This window comes from Corynebacterium sp. MSK195 (assembly GCF_030228885.1).
Taxonomy (GTDB): Bacteria; Actinomycetota; Actinomycetes; order Mycobacteriales; family Mycobacteriaceae; genus Corynebacterium.
Genome location: NZ_JASPGT010000002.1, coordinates 270,248 through 290,709 on the forward strand (window position 1 = coordinate 270,248; position 20,462 = coordinate 290,709).

Consider the following 20,462-nt stretch of genomic DNA (forward strand, 5'->3'; position numbering starts at 1 on the left):
CAGCCTGCCACAGCCGCGCGCCCGACTGCCCTACACTGGATAACCATGCAAACGATGCTCGTCACTGGCGGCGCCGGTTTTATCGGCGCCAATTTCGTGCGCCTTATATGCCAGGCGCGTCCCGATACCCGCGTTACGGTGCTCGATAAACTCACCTACGCCGGAAACCGCGCTAACCTCGCCGGCCTCGATATTGACCTCGTGGAAGGCGATATCGCCGATCCCGCCACCGTAGAACCGCGCGTCGCCGCTGCCGATGTAGTGGTTCATTTTGCCGCCGAGTCCCATAACGACAATTCTTTGCGCGACCCCTCGCCCTTCATCCACACGAACCTCGTAGGCACCTTCAACCTTCTGGAAGCCTGCCGCAAGCACGATACCCGCTTCCACCATGTCTCCACTGACGAGGTTTTCGGTGACCTGGAAATCGGGGCAGACACCAAGTTTACTGAGCACACCGCCTACGCTCCCTCCAGCCCCTACTCGGCCACCAAGGCGGGGTCTGACCACCTCGTGCGGGCATGGGTGCGTTCCTTCGGGCTGCGCGCCACCATCTCAAACTGCTCCAATAATTACGGGCCGTACCAACACATCGAGAAGTTCATCCCCCGCCAAATCACCAATATCCTCTCCGGTCACACGCCAAAGCTCTATGGCACCGGCGAGCAGGTGCGCGATTGGATCCACGTCGATGACCACAACGAAGCGGTGCTCGCCATCCTCGAGCGGGGCCGCATCGGCGAGACCTACAATATCGGCGCAGACCAGGAAGATATTAATAATAAGCAGGTCATTGAGCTGATCTGCGAAATCATGGGCCACACCCGCAATGGGCGCGCGCTCTATGAGCACGTGGCGGACCGCCCCGGCCACGACCAACGTTATGCGATGGACGCCGCCAAGCTGCGTCGCGAGCTGGGATGGACCCCGCGGTTCACGGATATCCGCGCCGGTCTCGAAGACACCATCGCGTGGTATCGCGATAACGAAGGCTGGTGGAAGCCCGAGAAAGAAAACGTGGAAGCCCGCTACAAGCAGCAAGGACAGTAAATATGCGCATTACCGAAACCGCCATCCCGGGGCTGCTCATCATCGACCTCGACGTGCACGGCGATAACCGCGGCTGGTTCAAGGAGAATTGGCAACGCGAGAAATTCACCGGCCTCGCGCCAGAGCTCGCGAGCTTCCAGCCGGTGCAGAACAATATCTCTTTTAATCACGCCGGCGCTACGCGCGGCCTGCACGCAGAGCCGTGGGACAAGCTCGTCTCGGTGGCGCAGGGCAAGATTTTCGGCGCATGGTGCGACTTGCGCGAGGGATCGGAAAGCTTTGGCGAGGTCGTCACCCACGAGGTGGGGCCGGAGACTGCGGTGTTTGTCCCGCGGGGCGTCGCCAATGGCTTTCAGGCGCTGGAGGAAACCTCCTACTGTTACCTGGTCAATGAGCATTGGTCGGCCGAGGCTCGCTATGCCGCGGTGAACCTCAACATCGTCGACTGGCCGCTGGAGCCCACCGAGATTTCGGAGAAAGACAAGCAGCACCCCGCTCTTGTAGAGGTGAGCCCGATGCCCGCCCGCCGCATCCTCGTCACCGGCGCGAACGGGCAGTTGGGGCGTGCGCTCAAGCGCCTGCTTGCCGACGCCGAATTGTGCACCCACGCCGACTTCGACATCACCGACCCACCAGAACGGAATTGGAAGCAGTACTCCGCCATCATCAATTGCGCGGCGTATAACGACGTCAACGGTGCCGAAAACGACCGCGCCGCCGCCTGGGCCGTCAATGCGGAAGCGCCCGCACGGCTGGCGCGCATCGCCGCAGAGAACCAACTCACGCTGGTGCATGTGTCGAGCGACTATATCTTCGACGGCACCAACGAGGTCCACACCGAGGAGGAACTGCCGTCGCCGCTGAGTGCGTATGGGGCGTCGAAAGCCGCGGGCGATACCGCCGCACAGACCGCGCCGCAGCACTACGTCATCCGTACTTCCTGGGTCTTTGGTGATGGTGAGAATTTCATGTCCACCATGCGCCGGCTGGCCAACAAGGGTGTGGAGCCGAAGGTCATCCATGACCAGCGCGGGCGGCCCACGTTTGCCGAGGACCTGGCCAAGGGCATCGTCCACCTGCTCAATTCCGACGCGGACTACGGCGTGTATAACCTCTCCAACTCGGGCGATACCGTGGGCCGCGATGAGATCGCCATGGCCGTGTTCATCGGGCTCGGCCACGACCCGGCCGAGGTCACTCCGGTAAGCACCGAGCAGTACCGCGAGATCGCGGGCCCAGAGGCGCCGCGCCCCAAGGAGTCGACGCTTGCGCTAGATAAAATCGAGGCTACGGGCTTCAAGCCGCAGAACTGGCGCGCGGCCCTTGCCCTGTACTTGGCGCTGTACCCGGAGGATTAAATGAAAGGCATCATCCTGGCCGGCGGTTCCGGCACGCGGCTCTACCCGATTACCAAGGGCATCTCGAAGCAACTCATGCCCATTTATGACAAGCCGATGATTTATTACCCGCTAACCACGCTCATTCAGGCGGGTATTCGGGAGATCCTTATCATTACCACCCCAGAGGATGCGGGGGCCTTCCAGCGCCTCTTTGGCGATGGATCGCAGCTTGGGGTGATGATCGATTATGCAGTTCAGCCGCGGCCGGAGGGGCTCGCGCAGGCCTTTTTGATTGGCGAGGAGTTTATTGGAGACGACAGCGTCGCGCTGGTACTCGGCGATAATATCTTCCACGGCTTCGGCGGCGAGCTCGCCCACTGCCAGGATCCGGAGGGCGGCATCATCTTCGCCTACGAGGTCTCGGATCCGCAGCGCTATGGTGTCGTGGAATTCGACGCCGCAGGCCATGCGTTGAGCATCGAGGAAAAGCCGGAAGTGCCGCGGTCGAACCACGCGGTGGTGGGCTTGTACTTTTATGACAACTCCGTGGTGGAGATAGCCAAGGGCATCGAGCCCAGCGGCCGCGGTGAACTGGAAATCACGGCGGTAAACGAGGAGTACCTGCGCCGCGGCGAGCTGAATGTCCAGCGCCTGCACCGCGGCAGCGTGTGGCTCGATACGGGAACGGTGGACTCGATGAGCGAGGCCTCCGCCTACGTCGAGGTGATGCAAAAACGCACCGGCATCGTTATCGGATCGCCCGAGGTCGCCGCATACGAGGCGGGCTTCATCGACCGCGCCCAGCTAGAAAAACTCGCCGAGCCGTTACTCAAGTCCGGCTACGGCGAGTACCTGCGGGCGTACTAGAGGCTAGTAGCCGCGCTCGATGTATTCGTCGATGCGCGCGGCCTCCGCGCCCACCGTGGTAGCGTCGCCATGCCCTGGCAGGACCTTGGTGTCCTCCGGCAGGGTGAAGACGACGTTCTTCAGCGACTCGATGATCACATCGAAGTCGGAGTACTTGCGGCCGGTGGCACCAGGGCCACCGTTGAAGAGCGTATCGCCCGACAGCAGCGTCTCGCCCACGTGCAGCACCACGCAGCCCGGCGAGTGGCCCGGGGTGTGGTAGACCGTAATCTTCTCGCCGCCAATATCGAACTGGCCGCGGTCCGCCAATGGCGTGTACGGAGCATCACCATTGGACTCCTGCCACAGCATGTCATCGTCCGGGTGCAGGTAGACCTCGGTATCGAAGCGCTTTGCGGCCTCGGGGGCGAGCTCGCAGTGGTCATTGTGCGCGTGGGTGAGCAAGATGCCTTCCACGCGACGGTCGCCAACGAGCTCTGCTACCGCATCGAGGTCGTGGGAGGGGTCCACCACGTACACACTGGAGTCATCGCCCACGACGTAGACGTTATTGTCCACGTCCCACTCGCCGCCATCGAGGCGGAACTTGCCAGAAGTAACCGTGCTATCGATACGCATTAGAACTCCACCACCGAACGTAGAACCTTGCCGGACTTCATGGTGGCAAAGGCCTGCTCGACGTCGTCAAGCGCAATGCGCTCAGAGACGAACTTATCCAGTGGGAAATTGCCGGCCTTAGACAGCGCCACATAAGCGGGGAAATCGCGCTCTGGGAGGCAATCGCCGTACCACGCGGGCTTGATGGAACCGCCGCGGCCGTAGAGGTCGATGGCCGGGATATCCACGTGGTCGGTGAGGTTCGGCACGCCCACCATGACCATGCGGCCGGCGTGGTCGCGGGAGTAGAAGGCCTGGCGCCAAGTGGGCTGAATGCCCACGGCGTCGATAGAGACATCGGTGCCGAAGCCGCCGGTGAGCTCGCGGACAGCGTCAATAACCTCCTGCTCCGAAAGGTCCTTGGAGCAGATGGTGTCGGTCGCGCCGAACTCGCGGGCGGTCTCCAGCTTGGACTCGTCGATGTCCACGGCAATGATCTTTGCCGCGCTCGCCAGCTTGGCGCCCGCAATGGCAGCCATACCCACGCCGCCGCAGCCGAAGACGGCAACGGACTCGCCGAGCTGGATATCGCCGGTGTTCACGGCCGCGCCGAGGCCCGCCATGATGCCGCAGCCCAGTAGGCCGGCAGCGGCTGGGTCGGTGTCTTCCACCTTGGTGCACTGGCCCTCGTGGACCAGGGTCTTCTCAGCGAAGGAACCGATGCCCAACGCAGGGGTGAGCTCGGTGCCATCCTCGAGGGTCATCTTCTTGGAGGCGTTGTGGGTATTGAAGCAGTACTTTGGCTCGCCCTTCTTGCAGGCGCGGCACTCGCCGCACACGGCGCGCCAGTTCAAAATGACGAAGTCGCCTTCCTCCACGTGGGTAACCGCAGAACCTACGGTTTCCACCACGCCTGCGGCCTCGTGGCCGAGCAGGAAGGGGAAGGCGTCTTCAATATCGCCATCGCGGTAAGCAAGGTCGGTGTGGCACACACCGCAGGCCTGGACGCGCACGATGACGTCGTTAGGGCCGGGATCAGGAACGACAATGTTGACGGTTTCGACTTCCGCGCCCTTGGAACGGGCAATAACAGCTTTTACAGTCATGCGCCCGAGCGTACCGATATTTTCAAAACCGGCGCATTATTGAAAACTCGTTTTAAGAGCGGGCAATGACGTTGGCCGTATGCTCGTGGCCGCGCTGGTTCATATGGATGGGAAGGTTGCCGTCACCACCAGTAAAGTCCACCAGACCAGCCCACATGCGCTGGTTTGCATCGGCACACATGCCGTTATTGCGGGTAGAGGGCTTCAGGTCTAGGAACTGCACGCCGGTGCGCGCCGCCAGGTCCACTTGCATCCACTGCGCCTTATTCTCAAAGTCCTGGATTGGCGGCAGGAAGGTGGAATCGGCCGGGCGCGGACCGAAGTGGAAGAGGCAGTAGTACGGGCCAGAACCGATGGTGGGGTAGCCAACGATCTGGACGCGGGCGTTCGGGGCCGCGCGCTTGATGCGCTCAATCTGAGGCGCGGTGCGGTCCGCAAACTGCTTGCGAATCTGCGGCAGGTTGAGCTCGCGGTGGTTATAGGTGTCATTGAAACCGGTAGTAATAACCACGCGGTTGGTAGCCGGAGTCAGCGCACCGCTGCGGATGGCCGCATCCACCTGCTGGGAAACCTGCGGGCCGCGAGACATGGACACGGCACCGGAGCAGGAGAAGTCCCGCACCGGAAGGCGCAGCTTGGCGCCGGCGCGCTTGGCGTAGTTATTGGAGGTCGGGCAATCTACGCCCACACCTTTAGAGGGATCGTAGCGGTGGGCGAAGTAGGAGCCGGCGTCTGGATCCGCCAAGACGGAATCACCGAAGGCCACTAGGTTGCGCTCCGCGGCGGTGGCCTGCGGCGCGACAGCCACGCCTACGACAGCCAGCGCGGAAGCCACCACGGAGAGTACTTTCAGCTGCAGAGATTTCATGAGATCCTTTTCTAGAAACACCAGTAACTTCAGGTAACTGTAGTTACTTCTGTAACATATTTCGAGTTGGCGGCAACACCGCCCGCCTCTCTCACGATATCGTCCATAGTTATCTTTTCGTTATCTTCGCTAATTTGGAGCTTTCCCGATCGTGAATTTTTCTGATTTCACATTCCACGCTGCAGCCCTCGGCCGGTTCGTGCCGGCGCTTCTTAACGCCGGACTTGTCAGCCACCAAGGCGGCGCGAAGGCCCAGCTCAATCTGCTGCCGAACCTGGCCCGCTACCGCTTCACCACCGCGCGCGAGATAGAACAGGGCTACCTCGCCTGCCCGGAGCGCTTGGCGCTTATCGACGACGACGGCACCCTCACCTACCGCCAGCTGCGCACCCACACGCAGGGCTTCGCCCGCTATCTCCGCTCGCTGGACCTGCCCGAGATTCGCCTCGGCGTCATGGCGCGCAACGGCCGTGGCATCATCATTCCACTCGGCGCCAAGGGCTATGTGGGCGCTTCTATTTACCTGCTCAACGTGGGTTCTTCCCCGGAACAGCTGGCCGGCTGCATCGAGGAAAATGGCATCAACGTGCTCGTGGTGGATGATGAGTTCATCGACCGCGTGGACACCGATATCCCGGTCATTATCGCGCACGATACGGGCGCAAGCGATCTGCCGAAGCTGGACAAGATTGTGAAGAACCCACCGGCCGTGGAGCTGCCGCGCTTCCCCAAGCACGGCCCAATCGTGCTCATGTCCTCCGGCACCACCGGCATTCCGAAGGGCATTGTGCGGCCGGAACCGACCCTGCCCGTGGTGCTGGCCTCCATCGTGGATACGATTCCGTGGCGCGCCGACCAGCGCCTGCAGCTCACCGCCTCCATTTTTCATACCTGGGGCTGGGCCTGCATCAATATCGCGCTGGGCCTGCGCAATACCATCGTCACCCGCCGCGTATTCGACGCGGAGCAAGTGCTTGACGACGTCCAGCGCTACCGCCTCGATGGCATGATTTCCTCCCCCATCTTCTTTAAGCGCTTGGTGGAGCGCGACCCGGCCGGCGAGTTCGATACCTCGAGCCTGAAATTCATTGCCTCGGCCGGCAATGCGCTGACCCCGGAGGTGGTCAAGGAGACCAATGAGCGCTTCGGCGCCATCCTGTGCAACGTGTACGGATCCACCGAGCTCGCACTGGCGACGACCGCCACCATGGACCAGGTGGCCGCCAACCCCACCATCGCCGGGCGCGTGGCCTCGGGCACGAAGCTGCGCATCCTCGATAAGGAGGGCCACCCGGTTCCCCGCGGCAAGGTGGGAGAGATCTACCTCACCAACTCCACCGCAATGACCGGCTATACCAACCCGAACCTGCGGCTCAATAAGGTGGACGGGCTCATCTCTATTGGAGACTTGGGCTACATCGACGAGCACGACTTCCTGCACGTGGTCGGCCGCGCCGATGACATGATCATCGTCGGCGGCGAAAACGTCCACCCGCAGTCCGTCACCGAAGTCCTCGAGGCCATGCCCGGCATCCACGAGGTCCACGCCGGTGGCGTAAAGGATAGCGAGACTTTCCAGCGCATCGCCGTGTGGGCGGTGCCTACTGCCGACGCCGCCGGAAAGGCCCTCACCGCCGACGCCATCCGCGACTGGGTCCGCACCAAGCTTGCCGATCACTCCGTTCCGCGCGACGTGCACTTCCTAGCCAAGCTCCCGCGCAACGCTACCGGCAAGGTGGTCCCGCGCCTCTTGACTAACCACGGCGAGGCTTAACGCGCTGTCCCCAAAACCGCGAAAGGCCGCAGGCAATAAAACCTGCGGCCGCTGTGGAGCCGCCTGCGAGAATCGAACTCGCGACCTTTTCATTACGAGTGAAATGCTCTACCGACTGAGCTAAGGCGGCGCGCTGCTTGGCATGCGCCAGTGCAGCAAGAGAGAGTTTAACCTAGGGGCGCCGCGGAATAGAAATCGGGTCCCACCTACAGGCACGCACGGCGCAGGCGGCCCACCAACCCGTCGAAGGCGATCTGCGTGCCGACGTTTTGGGTCAGCTGCTCGCGGCACAGCGTGATGGCCGCTTGGCAGTCCAACAGGCCTTCCTCGCTCACGCGCTGCGCGAGCTCACCGGAAAGACCGGCGAAGTCCGGGTGGGTCAGATCCACCTGCGCCCCCACCTTCTGCATGAGCGCATCGCGGTAGACGCCGGAGAGATCAACAAGCACGAGGTCCAGGTTGTCGATCACGCGGCGCTTGGCCCGCTTCTTGTGCTGATCCTGTAAGTCTTTAATGGCGGAGCGGGCGTCGCGCTGTGCCTTGGCCGCGCCCTTGCCCTTCGCACCCACGCCGAGGGTTTGTTCCAACTTCGCCAGCTCGGCCTCTTCTTGTTCCTTGTGCGAGTCCTTCGCCTCCGCGTCCACCATCTTCAGCAGCGAGGTCACCGCTTGGAAGCCCTGAGAGCCGTGGAAGACCTCTTCTGCCAGGTTGATGGCCACCGCGCGGCGCTTTTGCACGGCCGGATCGTTGACTAGGCGCCGCGCCCTGCCGACGTGGCGGAGGGAGGTAAGGGCGGCCAAGTGGGCGTCGTGATCCGAGGCGCCCTCGCTGACCAACTGAGCGGTAATGCTCTTCACCGACGGGGAGGGGATGTAGAGGTGACGGCAGCGCGAGCGGAGGGTTTGGGAGAAGTCCTCGGGGGCGTCGGAAGGAGCGCACATGATAATTACGGTGCGCGCCGGCGGCTCCTCCACCGTCTTGAGCAGGGCATTCGCACCGTTATTGTTCAGGCGGTCAGCATTATTGAAGATCACCACGCGCCAAGGGGCCACCGTGGGCAGGCTCGCCGCGCGGCCGATGACCTCGCGCACCGTATCCACGGGAATGATGACCTCCTGCGGATCCACGAGGACCAGATCGGTGTGCTGCTTGGTCTCCAGCACCGCGCGGCAGGCCTCGCAGCGGCCGCAGCCCGGCTCCTCTGGGTCCGTGCACATGAGCGCGGCCGCAAAATCGATGGCGGCCAGGGAACGGCCGGAGCCCGGCGGGCCGGTAAACAGCCAGGAATGGCTCATCGCCCGCGGGTCTGCCCCCGGCATCCCCCGAGCTGCCCGGGCGGCGCCCAGGATGGTGCGAGCCACACCTGGGGTATCTGCCAATCTTTGCGCAACGCTTCCGGTATTCACTCGCCCTAGCCTACTGGTCTTACTAAAGTATGAAGGCATGAACAGACTACTGCGCGGCGCACGATGGCTCATGGGTACCCAATGGCCGGTCTACGCCGCCTTAGTCCTTGGCGCGAATCTCATTGGCGCCATAGCGATCATGACCTTTGTCCTTTATTTCCTACCGATGCCGGAGATTAAGGACTTTGCCGCCGAGCTGCCCAGCCTGATGGGCGTCGCCGCGGTGTACCTCATCTTTGCCGTGGTCATCGGCATCGCCGTCACCCTGCTGCTTTTCCGCCCGGTGCTGGACTGGCAGCGCAACCCGGACGAGCACGATCCGAATATGGTGCGCAACTTGGTCATGCGTATCCCCGTCTACCAATCCGTGGTGGCGGCCGCGGTGTGGCTCATCGGCATCATCCTGGCCGTGGTGATTTCCGCCCGGGAATCCGGCCGCCTCGGACTCGTCGTGGGAGTGTCCGCCACCCTGGCCGGCCTCGTAGTGGTCATCTTGACCTACCTGCAGGCAGAACGCCTCGTGCGCCCGGTGGCCGCCCAGGCGGTGGCGCGCCGCTTCGAGGATGCCACCCTGGAGCCGCCCATCAAATACCGGCTGATTTCCACCTGGCTGATGACCTCCGGCGTGCCGCTGGTCGGCATCTTGCTGGTGCTCATCGCCCAGCGCACCGGGCTCTTCTCCGGCACCGCAGGAGACCTGGTTCCCGCCATCACGGCCCTGGCACTTACCGCCCTGGCCACCGGGTTTATCGGTACTAGCTTCGCGGTGATGAGCGTGGTGGACCCGATTGTGGAGCTGCAGGACGCCATTAACCGGGTGCGCCGCGGCGAGAACAATGCCGAGGTCGATATCTATGACGGGTCCGAACTGGGCGTACTGCAGGCCGGTTTCAACGAGATGATGCGTGGCCTGCGCGAGCGCCAGCGCGTGCGCGATATCTTCGGCCGCTACGTCGGCGCCGAGGTGGCGCAGCGCGCCCTAGAGGAGCGCCCCGAGTTGGGCGGCGAGGACCGCAAGGTCGCGGTGCTCTTCATTGACGTCATCGGTTCTACTACCTTCGCCGTCAACCACTCCCCTGAGGAGGTAGTGGAGGAGCTCAATAAGTTCTTCGAGCACGTCGTCAAGGTGGTGCACCGCAACAAGGGCATCATTAACAAGTTCCAGGGCGATGCCGCGCTGGCTGTCTTTGGCGCGCCGCTCAATGTTTATGATTCCGCCTCCATGGCCCTGCAGGCCGCCCGCGAGCTGCGCGGCGAGTTGCGCGGGCTGGAGCTGCAAGCGGGCATCGGCGTGGCGGCGGGGCACGTCGTCGCCGGGCACATCGGCGGCGCGGATCGCTTTGAATACACCGTCATCGGTGACGCTGTAAACGAGGCCGCGCGCCTGACCGAGCTGGCCAAGGACACCCCGGGCCAGGTGCTCACCAACGCCGCCACGCTCAAGACCGCCAATGAGGCCGAGCAGGCCCGCTGGACTATGATGAAATCCATTGAGCTGCGCGGGCGTCACCGCATGACCCAGCTGGCTCGCCCTATCCGCGCTACCCTGGCAGAACGTTCCGAGGTATAACGAGGTTTTCAGTGAGCTCAGCTTCCCGGCCCCGCATGATCGTGCCCGATGTGGCGCGCGGCATGGCCCTTCTAGGCATCGCCATGGCCAATATGACCACGGCATGGATCATCACCACCGACCGGCCGGGCAGCTATTTCGGCGGCATCATCGATGACAGCGCGTGGGATAAGGCGGCCGTCGTCTTTGGCGCCTTCTTTGTCCACAACCGCGGCCTGCCCATGTTTTCTACCCTGCTCGGCTTTGGCGTGGGGCTCATTGCGATGAGTCTGTGGCGGCGCGGGTTTCCGGTGCGGGCGGCGCGCAGGGTCATCGCCAAGCGCTATGCCTTCTTGGCGGCGATGGGCGCAGTGCACCTGGTGCTGCTGTTTTGGGGCGACATTATGTTCTTCTATGGCGTGGCGGGAATTATCATCGCCTTTCTGCTGCGCAAACGGGATTCTACCCTCATGCTCATTGCCTATATTCTGTTTGCGCTGTGCGCGCTGGGCGGAGTTGTGGCCTTTATTTCCGGCGCCATGGATCCCCTCGGCGTGGTGGCCACGGAGGGCATTGGCACCATCGAGTCCTACCCCGATCTGCTGCTCAGCCAGCTTATTACTTTAGGCAGCCAGGCCATTGCCACGCCGATCATTATGCTGATGTACCTGCCCGTCATGCTGGTGGGCTTTGTGTGGGCGCGCCAGGGCGTGCTTGCCGACGTCCCCTCTCACCGCCCCACCCTCCTGCGCTGGGTCGCCATTGCGGTGGCCATTACCGTCGTAATCGGTACCTTATGGTCTTTGAGCACGCTGGGGGTCATCGAGCAGCGCTGGGCCAATGCGGCCAATAATGCCAACGCTTTCATCGGCGTCTTTACCGGGCCTGGCATCCTGGCCGGGCTCGCGCTGCTGCTGCAGCCGGTGCAGGAGCGACTCTCGGCCGGCGCGCCGCTGCCCGCGGTGCTGTGGCCCTTTGCGGCGCTGGGCAAGCGCTCCATGAGCGGCTACGTGGGGCAGTCCATTCTTTTTTTCTTCCTCGTGCACCCGTTCACGCTGGACTTCGGCCACGATCTGGGTGCCTTCGGCCAGGCCGCGCTGGCCTTCGCGGTGTGGTTGGCCACGCTTATCGGGGCCTGCGTGCTGGAAATCTTCGACCGCCGCGGGCCGTTCGAGGCGGTGCACCGCCGGCTGTCCTACGGTCCGACGATGCAGCCGCAGCTACCGCGTGCGGCACAGGCCATCAAGGAGCAGCAAGTGACCGACAACTAGGGCGCCCGCCTCGGCCGCGCCCACTAGGCGCGCCCCCTGCTTCCGCTTACCGCGATAGTGCTGCGCGAGCGCCGCGCGCAGGGCCGTCAGCCCCTCGGCCACAACGAGCAGGTTGGCGCCGTGGCTCATGCCTTTGCCGGCATCGGTGCGCAGCACTGGATCCCCCGCTAAAGCCGAGGTCGTGAGCACGGCCGCGCCGCCCACCGCGACCGCAGCGGCCGTCGGCTGTGTGCGAGTGGCGGCAACGCCCGCGCCCCATGCGGCCGCGCGCAGGCCCCAGCCCAGGGCATCATTGCGCGCGCCGCGGCGATAGAGGCTCCACGCATAGGCGGCGTGGTTCGCCGTTACGGCCGCCACGCCGAGCGCCGAAGGACGGGTCAGCCGGCGGGCCTTTTCCACTTGGGCGATGGCCCCGGCTACAACTCCGGCGCCAATGGCGGGCTCTTCGCGAACCGAGGCCAAAAGCTGCGGCCGTGCGCTGATGTCGGTAACGGCGCGCCACAGGGCCGCGGCGCCTTCTTGGGTACGGGCAAGAAAATCGTTCATGCCCGCCACCTTACGCGGTTACTTCTTGCGCGAGCCGGCCTTTACCACGTTCTTCGTGCCGGGCGAAGGCTTCTTAGTTGCCTTCTTGCCAGCCTTCTTCGTGGACTTTTTGGTGGCCTTCTTGGTCGCCTTCTTCTTCGTTGTCTTCTTAGAGGACTTCTTGGTGGACTTCTTCTTGGTCTCGCCGGAAGCTTCCTTGGCGCGGCGCTCGGAAAGGAGTTCATTCGCGCGGGCGTCGGTAAGCTGCTCTGGATCATCGCCGCGGCGCAGGGAGGCATTGGTGGTGCCATCGGTGACATACGGGCCGAAGCGACCGTCCTTGACGGTCATGGGCTTGCCGGAGACGTCGTTATCGCCCAGCTGCTTAATCGGCGGCTGAGCCGCTGCGCGGCCGCGACGCTTCGGCTCGGCGTAGATGCGGCGGGCCTCGTCCAAGGTGACGGTGAAGATCTGCTCTTCCTTAGCCAGCGAGCGCGAATCGGTCCCCTTCTTCAGATACGGGCCATAGCGCCCGTTCTGCGCGGTGATCATCACGCCGTCGTCCTCGCCCACCTCACGCGGCAGGGAAAGCAGCTTAAGTGCCTCTTCGAGGGTGACCGTAGAAGGCTCCATCGAGCTAAACAGCGAAGCCGTACCCGGCTTGAGTTTGTTTTCGATGTACTCCTTGACGCGCTTTTCCTTCTGCTTTGCGGCCGTTTTGGTTTCCCAATTCTTGGCGCGCTTGCCTTCCTCGGCGCGTTGCTTGTCCTCCTCGGCGCGCTCCTTGGCGACGATCTCCTCGGCCTCACCCTCGGCCTTCTCCCGCTCATCCTCGCGGACGACCTCGGTGACATAGGGGCCGAAGCGGCCTTCCTTGGCCACGATCATGCGGCCGTTTTCCGGGTTCTCGCCCAGCTCGCGGCCGCCCTGCGGCGTGGCGAAGAGCTTTTCCGCCAGCTCCTCGTTCAGGCCGTCCGGGGTGACGGTTTCGGATAGGTTAGCGCGCTGATACTCAATGCTGCCGTCGTCGTTAGTGCCAACGGCGCGCTCGATATACGGGCCGTAGCGGCCCACGCGGACGAAGACGTCGCGACCCTCGGTGTCGGTGTAGAGGCGCAGGGAGTTGACCTTGCGGGCGTCGATGGCCTCCAGATTGACGTCGATAAGCGACTTCAAGCCGCCGTGACGGGCAATGGAAGCCGCCTTCTGCTCGTTGGCCTCGGCGTTGCCAAAGTAAAAACCATTGAGCCAAGCGGTGCCGTCCTCGATACCGGTGGCAATCTGGTCTAGCTCGTCTTCCATGGAAGAGGTGAAGTCATAATCCACCAGCTCGGTGAAGTTCTCCTCCAACAGGCCCACAACGGCGAAGGCAACCCACGAAGGCACCAGCGCATTGCCGCGCGAGACTACATAGCCGCGGTCCTGGATGGTCTTGATGATGGACGCGTAGGTGGACGGGCGACCGATGCCCAGGTCCTCCATCTTCTTGACCAGGCTGGCTTCGGTATAGCGCGCCGGCGGGTTGGTGGAATGGCCCTCGGCGGAGACCTCCTTGGCGGTCAGGGCGCGGCCCTCCTCCAAGTGCGGCAGGCGGGTCTCGCCCTTCTTATCACCCTTGGCCTCGTCCGCGCCGTAGGCCTTCAGGAAGCCGGGGAAGGTAATGGTGCGGCCGGTGGCGGAAAATTCCACGTCGTAGCTGCCGTTATCCGTAGTGGCATTGCCCGCCACGGTGACCTTCATGGAGGTTCCCTTGGCATCGGCCATCTGGGAGGCGACGGTACGCTTCCAAATCAGGTCATAAAGCTTAAACTCCTCCGCATCCAATTGGCCGGAGAGCTGGCCCGGGGTGGCGAAGGACTCGCCAGCCGGGCGGATAGCCTCGTGAGCCTCCTGGGAGTTTTTCACCTTGCGGTCATACACGCGCGGGGAATCAGAAACGTACTCTGCGCCATAGATGCTGGTGGCGGAGTTGCGCGCGGCGGACAGGCCCTGCTTGGACAGCGAGGTGGAGTCCGTACGCATATAAGTAATGTGGCCGTTTTCGTACAGGCGCTGCGCAATGCGCATGGTGCGCTCAGAGGTAAAGTGCAGGCGGCGGCCGGCCTCCTGCTGCAGCGTCGAGGTCATAAACGGCGCATAGGGCTTGCGCGTATAGGGCTTGTGTTCGACCCCAGCGACCTGCATATCCGCACCGCGCAGCGCGGTTTCTAGCGCCTTGGCCTGTGGCTCGGTGATGACGATGACGTCTTTGCTCTTGACGTTTCCGCGGTCATCAAAGTCGCGGCCCAAGGCCACGCGCTTGCTATTGACGGCCGTGAGGCGGGCGTCGAAAGTAGCGGGGTTGTCCGCGTCCGCAGCGCCGGTATCTAGCGTGGCGGCCAGGTCCCAATAGTCCGCGGGGATGAACGCCATGCGCTCGCGCTCGCGCTCGACGATGACGCGGGTGGCCACCGACTGCACGCGGCCGGCAGAAAGCCGCGGCATGACCTTCTTCCACAGCACCGGGGAGACCTCATAGCCGTAGAGTCGGTCGAGGATGCGGCGGGTTTCCTGGGCGTCGATAAGGTTGTAATCCAGATCGCGGGTATTATCCGCGGCCTCCAGGATCGCGGACTTGGTGATCTCATTGAACACCATGCGGCGCACCGGAACCTTGGGCTTGAGCACCTCCAGCAGGTGCCAGGCGATGGCCTCGCCCTCGCGGTCGGGGTCTGTTGCGAGGTAGAGCTGGTCGCACTGCTTCAGCTTGGACTTGAGGTCCGCGACCTTTTTCTTCTTATCGGGGCTCACCACATACAGCGGGGCGAAGTCATCCTCCGGGTTCACGCCGAGGCGCGCCCAGGATTCCTTCTTATACTTAGCCGGCACGTCCGCAGCACCGCGGGGAAGATCGCGGATATGGCCCACGGAGGCCTCCACGATGTAGTTATCTCCGAGGTAAGGCTGAATCTTCTTCGCCTTCGTCGCCGACTCGACGATCACCAAGGTCTTTCCCGGCCCGGCTGCTTCTGCCACTTCGACTTCATCCCTTTCGATGATGCGAACAATAAGGTATGCACGCTTTCAGCAATCGCCCCTAGCGTACACAGTTGATCTGCATTTCCTTTCTCGCACCATATACGCGGTACTGCCAAAAGGCCGTTTTCAGGGGCACTATGTACCCCCACGGAACGGGTCTATACTGGCCTACTTAGAACGCCCAGTAGCTGTGAAAGCATTGTGGGGCACAATAGCACACCCAAGACGACGCCCGGGGAGGATTCATGGTTGACACCATCACTATGTGGATTGAAACTGTCATGTCCACAGAGTGGATCTACCCGCTGGTGGGCGTACTGATCTTTGGTGACTGCTTCTTCCCCGTGCTGCCTTCTGAAATCCCGCTAAACATGGCCGGCGCCTGGTCCGGCTCCCAGGGCTTTCCGCACCTGCCCACCATGTTTTTTGTAGCGCTCATTGCCGCCATGATGGGCGATAATCTCTGTTTCCTGCTGGGCACACGGTTTATGCCCCTGCTCCAGCGCGTACCTAAGGGATCGAAGGCCTACGAGGGGCTCAACTGGGTCAAGCGCAATATGCGCCGCGGCGGCGGTGCGGCCATTATTATTGCCCGCTTCATTCCTTCAGCGCGCCTGTTTATGACCATCCTGCTGGGGTCCATGCGCTTCCCGTGGATCGTCTTTGTTTTCTTCGACACCATTGGCGTTGCGCTCTGGGCTGCCCAAGCACTCGCCATTGGCTACTTGGGCGGCATGGCCTTTTCCAATTCGCCGGTGCTGGCTGTGGTGATCAGCATCATCGCCGCCGTCATCATCGGCGTGGGCCTGCAGAAACTGCAGAATAAGTTCACCGAGTGGTGGGATACCCGCCGCGGCTACGCCGAAACGCCGTAGCGGGAAGTCCTTAGCGAGGGAACGGGCCGCCTAGATGACGGACACGGCCTGGGCCTGCTCGCCCTTCGGACCGGAGCCTACCTCGAACGTGACCTGCTGGTTTTCTTCTAGGGTGCGAAAGCCGCTGCCCTGGATCTCGGAGTAGTGGACGAAGATATCGCCTTCGCCGTCCGCACGCTCGATGAAGCCGTAGCCCTTTTCAGAGTTAAACCACTTAACGGTTCCTTGTGCCATGGTGTGCAGTCCTTTTCTTGATTAGCGGTGCGGCGATTCCGCGCCGAGGGGTTCGGTAAATGCGTCCTTTAGCAGTACCTTAAAGTGTAAACACCGCACCAAGACATCATTGGCCTCATATCAGTGTGACACGTTCCACGCCAAAGCGATAGGCCTAACTCACGAGGGGGTAGAAATTGGCTCACCCGGAAACGGATAATCCCCTGGGAGAAGAGCTCCTCGAGTTCATCCAGCGCCGCCTCGATGAGTCCACTCTCACATTTCAGACCACCCTGCCGCCGCAGCGCGCGCAGTATGCCGAGTGGCCCGAGTGGGTGCTGCCGGAATTAAAGGAGAAGCTGGTAGATGGGGGCGTCGGCAAGCTATATAGCCACCAAGCCGAGCTGGCGCAAGCGGCCTGGGGCGGCGAGGATGCCGTGATTTCTACCGGCACATCCTCGGGAAAGTCCCTGGGCTACCAGCTGCCCATCCTGAGCCGGTTAGCGCAGGACCCAACCACCTGCGCGCTCTATCTCACCCCCACCAAGGCGCTGGGCTCGGACCAGCTGCAGGCGGTGCTCGAGCTGTGTCGGGGCATTCCGGCGCTCAGGGACGTAGTGCCCTCGCCCTATGACGGCGATACACCGCAGGAATCCCGCGCGGGCGTGCGCGATCATTCGCGGTTCATTTTCTCCAATCCGGATATGGTGCATATGTCCCTGCTGGCGGCGCATGCGCGGTGGGCGCGGCTGCTGCGGCACCTGGAGTTCATCGTCGTCGATGAATGCCATTCCTACCGGGGCGTATTCGGCGCCAACGTAGCGCTGGTGCTGCGGCGCCTGCTGCGCCTGTGCGCGCACTATGGCTCGCGGCCGACGGTTATTTATGCCTCGGCCACCATGAAGGACCCGGGCCGGCATGCGCAGCGCCTTACCGGCCGACCCGCCCACGCGATTACGGAGGACACCGCCCCCACCGGCGCGCGCACCGTGGCGCTATGGGAACCGGGTTTTATCGAAGGGGCCGAGGGCGAGCACGGAGCGCCGGTGCGACGCGCCGCCACCACCGAGGCGGCCGAGATGATGGCCTCCTTCATCGCAGAAGGCGCGCGCACCATGACCTTTGTGCGTTCGCGCCGCTCGGCCGAGGTGGTGGCCATGCGCGCGGCCGAGGTACTCTCCGGTAGCCTCGGCCGCCCCGATTTTGCCCAGCGCATCGCCGCCTATCGCGCGGGTTACCTGGCCGAGGACCGCCGCAAGTTGGAGCGCGCGCTTGATGACGCCTCCTTGCTCGGCGTCGCCACCACCTCCGCCCTCGAGCTGGGCATCGATGTCGGTGGGCTCGATGCCGTGGTCACGGCCGGTTTCCCGGGGACCGTCGCAAGTTTTTGGCAACAGGCAGGGCGCGCCGGCCGCCGCGGGCAGGGCTCGCTCGTGGTGCTCATCGCCCGCGATGAGCCGATGGATACCTACCTGGTCCACCACCCCGAGGCCCTGCTGGGCTGGCCCGTGGAGGCCAGCGTATTCAATCCGGCCAATCCGTATATCCTCTTCGGCCACGTCTATTGCGCCGCGGTGGAAAAGCCGCTGGATGATGCCACGATTGCCGCCTGGGGCGCGCAGGATGTGGTTCACCAGCTGGCCGAATCTGGCCTGCTGCGCCGCCGCGAGCGCGGCTGGTTCGCCGTGCCCATCCCCGCCCATGCGCCGGAAGAGCTCTCCCCGGAGACGGCCCATACCGCGGTTTCGCTGCGCGGTGGAGCGGGCGAGGAAGTCATGATTGTGGATTCCTCCGACGGCCGCCTGCTCGGCACCATCGACGCCGCCCGCGCCACCAGTCAGGTCCACCCCGGCGCGGTATACCTGCACCAGGGCGAAAGTTTCGTCATCGAGGAGCTCATCCTCAGCGATTACCTGGCGCTGGCCCGGCCCGAGGCCCCGGACTATTCCACGACTCCGCGCTCCACCACGGATATCCGCATCCTGCGCGAGGCCGATAACCTGGTCAATTACTCCCCAGGATTGTGGGTGGCGGACGTAGAGGTGGAGGTCACCGACCGCGTCACCGGCTACCAGGTGCGGCTTGCCGACGGCACCATTGGCGACGATATCCCCCTCGATCTCCCCGAACAGCGCCTGGTCACCCGGGCGGTGGCCTACACCATCGATCCGATGGCGCTTTCTGCGATGGGGGTTACCGCCTCCGATACGCCCGGCACCTTGCACGCGGCCGAGCACGCCGCCATTGGCCTGCTACCGCTTATCGCCACCTGCGACCGCTGGGACATTGGCGGCGTGTCCACCGCGTTGCACCCCGATACGCAATTGCCCACCGTCTTTGTCTACGACGGCCACCCCGGCGGCGCCGGTTTCGCTGAGGAAGGCTTCCGCCGCTTCCCCGAATGGATCGAGGCCACCTTCGAGGCGGTGCGCTCTTGTCCGTGCGAAGCCGGTTGTCCGTCGTGCGTGCAATCGCCCAAGTGCGGTAACGGAAACAATCCGCTGAGCAAGGACGGCGCCATCAAGCTACTGGGTGCGCTGGTCACCATGACGCAGAGCTAGCCGCAACTTAAGCGGTTCTGCCTTTTTCTTCATTTACTCGCTGCGCCCGCGCGTATTCATAGTCCGCGCTGCGCTGCAACAGCTCCTCACGCCGATGAGGAAACCGCTCCAATATTATGCGCTGAATTTCCGCCGCTGCACGTGCGCGAGTGCGCCGCACTTCCGGATTCGGCTCATAAAAAGGCGAGCCTTGCGGATGCCTCATGGAGCATCGCCTCTTTCTTCTTTCGGGGCAGATTTGTCGAGCTCGCCCTCTTTAAACTCTTGGGCAAAATCCCACAGTGTGTTGATAAAAGGGGAATCTCCTTCAACGTCCGATAATAATCCCAGAATTGTGGGGAGAAAATACCATCCAGTAATTCTTTCGGCGCTTTCCGCCGAGTCAGTCTTATCGATACACCACTGCACAATTCCCCACCATCTATCTTGTTCCCGCCTATGATCCGATTTGATTTCTTCGCGTACCTTTCGGCGGTATTCCCGCCAAGCAATGAAGCCCGCCACGGCCGCCACTACGGTAGGAATAAGCCGCACCACTGCTTCCTGCCAGGTCATACCGGCCCGGCCTTCGCTTGAGTGGACCGGCCACGGACCGTGGCGGTGACGATGACGTCGCGGCCGGATTCGGTGCAGGTTTCTAAGGTGGCGTCGTTCAGCGCAGCGGTATCGCGCGCGGCGGCACAAGCATCTTCACCCGTAGCGAGGGCCCAGGCACCGGCAACCGCCGCGAGGTCGGCCGCCACCTGAGCCTCGTGTCGCGCGGCCACGCGCGAGCCCACTGCCGCCACGATAAGCAGCAGGCTCACGATGGCGACGATGATGCCGGCCGCGGCAATGGTGGCATAGCCTTCCTCGCCGCAGCGCTTCGGCCTACTCATTTCCACCCACCTCGGCCGGAAATACCGCCTCAGAGCGCATGGTGCCGACGGGGGCATCGACGCTTACCGACGCCCTCACCAACCCACCGCTTTCTTCCACGCTGACCTGGGCATCCTTGCGCGGGGGATGGTATTCGACACCGATGGCGTGCGAACGCGCGACCGCGCCCGCCATGTCCACCGCGGCGATATAGGATGCCAGCGTGGCAATGGCACCCACGATTCCCGCCGCGACCAAGACTAGGGAGCTTAAAGCCAAGGCGGCCTCGATGGTCACGGAGCCATCGTCATCAAATACCCTGTGCATCATTCCTCCTTTCTGCCGGCAGGCTGGGCCCGCCGGCCGTGGTGAGAGAGCGGCGCTAGCTCGGGGTATTCGAGAGGGCGTCGGTGATGATGCCCTCGATGGCATCAACCACCCCGCCGCCGTTGATGACCATGTAGAGCACCCCGGCAAGCGCGGCGGCCGCCAAAGATCCCATGGCATATTCGATGGTGCTCATCCCCTCGTCATTGCGGATGATCTGGGAATATTTATTAAGTGCGTGCATGATTAGTGTCCTT

The 20,462-nt window shown here is 63.1% G+C and carries 19 protein-coding genes and 1 tRNA gene; 8 read left to right on the forward strand and 12 right to left on the reverse strand.

The window, feature by feature from the left end:
• Positions 1 to 54 precede the first annotated feature (54 nt).
• Genes rfbB through rfbA form a run of 3 tightly spaced genes read left to right on the forward strand, consistent with a single transcriptional unit; the run spans position 55 to position 3,257 of the window.
• Entirely contained in the window at positions 55 to 1,050 is a 996-nt protein-coding gene (gene rfbB / locus QP909_RS03190) for a dTDP-glucose 4,6-dehydratase (protein ID WP_284766168.1), read from the forward strand.
• A 2-nt stretch (positions 1,051 to 1,052) separates the two neighbouring features.
• Positions 1,053 to 2,408: a dTDP-4-dehydrorhamnose reductase gene (rfbD, locus tag QP909_RS03195; protein ID WP_284766106.1), complete on the forward strand. Its 1,356-nt coding sequence runs from the start codon at positions 1,053 to 1,055 to the stop codon at positions 2,406 to 2,408.
• Positions 2,409 to 3,257: a glucose-1-phosphate thymidylyltransferase RfbA gene (gene rfbA, locus QP909_RS03200; RefSeq protein WP_284766107.1), complete on the forward strand. Its 849-nt coding sequence runs from the start codon at positions 2,409 to 2,411 to the stop codon at positions 3,255 to 3,257.
• A 3-nt stretch (positions 3,258 to 3,260) separates the two neighbouring features.
• On the opposite strand, the gene QP909_RS03205 is transcribed toward rfbA, so the two are convergent.
• The 3 genes from QP909_RS03205 to QP909_RS03215 are packed head-to-tail and all read right to left on the reverse strand — an operon-like array spanning position 3,261 to position 5,828.
• A complete protein-coding gene (locus QP909_RS03205; RefSeq protein WP_005323087.1) occupies positions 3,261 to 3,875 on the reverse strand; it encodes an MBL fold metallo-hydrolase in 615 nt (204 codons plus the stop codon).
• Positions 3,875 to 4,960, reverse strand: a complete 1,086-nt coding sequence (locus tag QP909_RS03210; protein ID WP_284766108.1) for an S-(hydroxymethyl)mycothiol dehydrogenase — start codon at positions 4,958 to 4,960, stop codon at positions 3,875 to 3,877. Before QP909_RS03210 ends, QP909_RS03205 begins: the two co-directional genes overlap by 1 nt.
• A gap of 52 nt (positions 4,961 to 5,012) precedes the next feature.
• Positions 5,013 to 5,828 carry a GDSL-type esterase/lipase family protein gene (locus QP909_RS03215; RefSeq protein WP_284766109.1) on the reverse strand — a complete coding sequence of 272 codons (816 nt, stop codon included), beginning with the start codon at positions 5,826 to 5,828 and terminating at the stop codon, positions 5,013 to 5,015.
• Between the two features lie 151 nt (positions 5,829 to 5,979).
• Here QP909_RS03215 and QP909_RS03220 point away from each other — a divergent pair, with 151 nt between their 5' ends.
• Positions 5,980 to 7,602 carry an AMP-binding protein gene (locus tag QP909_RS03220; protein ID WP_284766110.1) on the forward strand — a complete coding sequence of 541 codons (1,623 nt, stop codon included), beginning with the start codon at positions 5,980 to 5,982 and terminating at the stop codon, positions 7,600 to 7,602.
• A gap of 54 nt (positions 7,603 to 7,656) precedes the next feature.
• Here QP909_RS03220 and QP909_RS03225 read toward each other — a convergent pair.
• Positions 7,657 to 7,732 (reverse strand) — tRNA-Thr (locus QP909_RS03225).
• 76 nt (positions 7,733 to 7,808) lie between these two features.
• Positions 7,809 to 9,008 carry a DNA polymerase III subunit delta' gene (locus QP909_RS03230; RefSeq protein ID WP_502868556.1) on the reverse strand — a complete coding sequence of 400 codons (1,200 nt, stop codon included), beginning with the start codon at positions 9,006 to 9,008 and terminating at the stop codon, positions 7,809 to 7,811.
• Positions 9,009 to 9,045: 37 nt separating this feature from the next.
• On the opposite strand from QP909_RS03230, the gene QP909_RS03235 reads away from it, so the two are divergent.
• Both QP909_RS03235 and QP909_RS03240 read left to right on the forward strand, forming a co-directional pair.
• Positions 9,046 to 10,578 carry an adenylate/guanylate cyclase domain-containing protein gene (locus tag QP909_RS03235; protein WP_284766112.1) on the forward strand — a complete coding sequence of 511 codons (1,533 nt, stop codon included), beginning with the start codon at positions 9,046 to 9,048 and terminating at the stop codon, positions 10,576 to 10,578.
• A gap of 11 nt (positions 10,579 to 10,589) precedes the next feature.
• Complete coding sequence (locus QP909_RS03240; RefSeq protein WP_284766113.1) at positions 10,590 to 11,828, forward strand: DUF418 domain-containing protein; 1,239 nt, start codon at positions 10,590 to 10,592, stop codon at positions 11,826 to 11,828.
• On the opposite strand, the gene QP909_RS03245 is transcribed toward QP909_RS03240, so the two are convergent.
• On the reverse strand, positions 11,778 to 12,374 hold the full coding sequence (locus tag QP909_RS03245) for a hypothetical protein (RefSeq protein WP_284766114.1): 597 nt from the start codon (positions 12,372 to 12,374) through the stop codon (positions 11,778 to 11,780). The genes QP909_RS03240 and QP909_RS03245 overlap by 51 nt on opposite strands.
• Positions 12,375 to 12,392: 18 nt before the next feature.
• A complete protein-coding gene (gene topA, locus QP909_RS03250) occupies positions 12,393 to 15,368 on the reverse strand; it encodes a type I DNA topoisomerase (RefSeq protein WP_284766115.1) in 2,976 nt (991 codons plus the stop codon).
• Between the two features lie 248 nt (positions 15,369 to 15,616).
• Here topA and QP909_RS03255 point away from each other — a divergent pair, with 248 nt between their 5' ends.
• Entirely contained in the window at positions 15,617 to 16,246 is a 630-nt protein-coding gene (locus tag QP909_RS03255; protein ID WP_284766116.1) for a DedA family protein, read from the forward strand.
• Positions 16,247 to 16,276: 30 nt separating this feature from the next.
• Here QP909_RS03255 and QP909_RS03260 read toward each other — a convergent pair whose 3' ends face one another.
• Positions 16,277 to 16,480: a cold-shock protein gene (locus QP909_RS03260; RefSeq protein WP_284766117.1), complete on the reverse strand. Its 204-nt coding sequence runs from the start codon at positions 16,478 to 16,480 to the stop codon at positions 16,277 to 16,279.
• Positions 16,481 to 16,656: 176 nt separating this feature from the next.
• Here QP909_RS03260 and QP909_RS03265 point away from each other — a divergent pair, with 176 nt between their 5' ends.
• Positions 16,657 to 19,020, forward strand: coding sequence for a Zn-binding domain-containing protein (locus QP909_RS03265; RefSeq protein ID WP_284766118.1), 2,364 nt, complete (start codon positions 16,657 to 16,659; stop codon positions 19,018 to 19,020).
• Positions 19,021 to 19,221: 201 nt separating this feature from the next.
• Here QP909_RS03265 and QP909_RS03270 read toward each other — a convergent pair whose 3' ends face one another.
• From QP909_RS03270 to QP909_RS03285, 4 genes are read right to left on the reverse strand one after another with little or no spacing between them, the layout of a single operon-like run.
• Positions 19,222 to 19,575: a hypothetical protein gene (locus QP909_RS03270; protein WP_284766119.1), complete on the reverse strand. Its 354-nt coding sequence runs from the start codon at positions 19,573 to 19,575 to the stop codon at positions 19,222 to 19,224.
• Positions 19,572 to 19,898, reverse strand: coding sequence for an Rv3654c family TadE-like protein (locus tag QP909_RS03275; protein WP_284766120.1), 327 nt, complete (start codon positions 19,896 to 19,898; stop codon positions 19,572 to 19,574). Before QP909_RS03275 ends, QP909_RS03270 begins: the two co-directional genes overlap by 4 nt.
• Positions 19,891 to 20,205 (reverse strand): hypothetical protein, encoded by a 315-nt coding sequence (locus QP909_RS03280; RefSeq protein ID WP_284766169.1) that lies wholly within the window; start codon positions 20,203 to 20,205, stop codon positions 19,891 to 19,893. Before QP909_RS03280 ends, QP909_RS03275 begins: the two co-directional genes overlap by 8 nt.
• Before the next feature lie 55 nt (positions 20,206 to 20,260).
• A complete protein-coding gene (locus QP909_RS03285) occupies positions 20,261 to 20,449 on the reverse strand; it encodes a DUF4244 domain-containing protein (protein ID WP_284766121.1) in 189 nt (62 codons plus the stop codon).
• Between the last annotated feature and the right edge of the window lie 13 nt (positions 20,450 to 20,462).